Source organism: Oleiphilus sp. HI0132 (assembly GCF_001635845.1).
Genome location: NZ_LWGJ01000265.1, coordinates 1 through 995, shown reverse-complemented (window position 1 = coordinate 995; position 995 = coordinate 1). Strand labels below are relative to the sequence as shown.

Below are 995 nucleotides of genomic sequence, written 5' to 3'. Positions count from 1 at the left end.
GGCCACGCACATTTAACTTAATCGCGACCCCTATTTTTGCTGAAAACAAAGAACGAATCGGTACTGTCGTTGAATGGAATGACCGAACAGAAGCGCTTGCTCAAGAAACAAAAGCCAAACAACTCGCCGAGGAAAATGCAGGCGTTAGACTGGCTCTCGATGTTTGTAATACCAATGTGATGATGGCCGATGCAAATTACAACATCAATTATATGAACAAAGCAGTACAGAATATGATGCGCGTAGCTGAGGCAGACTTACGCAAAGTGCTGCCAAACTTTGATGCCAATAACCTTGTTGGCAACAACATCGATGTTTTCCACAAAAACCCTGCACACCAACGCAGTATGCTTGAGCGTCTGACCAGTACATATCAAACTGAAATTAAGGTCGGTGTACGTACCTTTGGCCTAACTGCGACACCTATATATGGCGAAGACCAAACTCGCTTGGGTACCGTCGTTGAATGGTCAGATAGAACTGATGAGGTTGCGCTAGAAGGTGAAATTAACAGTTTGATAAATGCCGCCAACGATGGAGACCTTCGACAACGAATTGACCTAACCGGTAAAAGTGGCTTCTTCGAAAACCTCAGTAATGGTTTGAACTCTCTAATGGACAAGACATCCGAGTTTGTCAGTGAAGTCGGCGTGATATTTGAAGCAATGTCTGAAGGTGATCTCACCAAGAGTATCGAAAACAATTACAAGGGCGAGTTACTTGCCATCAAAAACAATGCAAATAACAGCGTTACCAAACTAAGTGAAGTGCTAACACGCATTCAAATCGCCTCAGAAACGGTTCGCACTTCTTCACAAGAAGTCGCGGAAGGCTCCGATGACTTAAGTCGACGAACCGAATCGCAAGCCAGCTCACTGGAAGAAACCGCTTCCAGCATGGAGCAAATTACAGCCACCGTAAAACAAACGTCGGAAAATGCCTCCGAGTCAAACACTATGGCAAGCGATGCGAAGGGTAAAGCGGAGCAAGGCGGT

The 995-nt window shown here is 45.4% G+C and carries 1 protein-coding gene; it reads left to right on the top strand.

The window, feature by feature from the left end:
• A partial coding sequence (locus A3766_RS30255) for a methyl-accepting chemotaxis protein (protein ID WP_369808593.1) occupies positions 1-995 on the top strand: 995 nt, incomplete at both ends.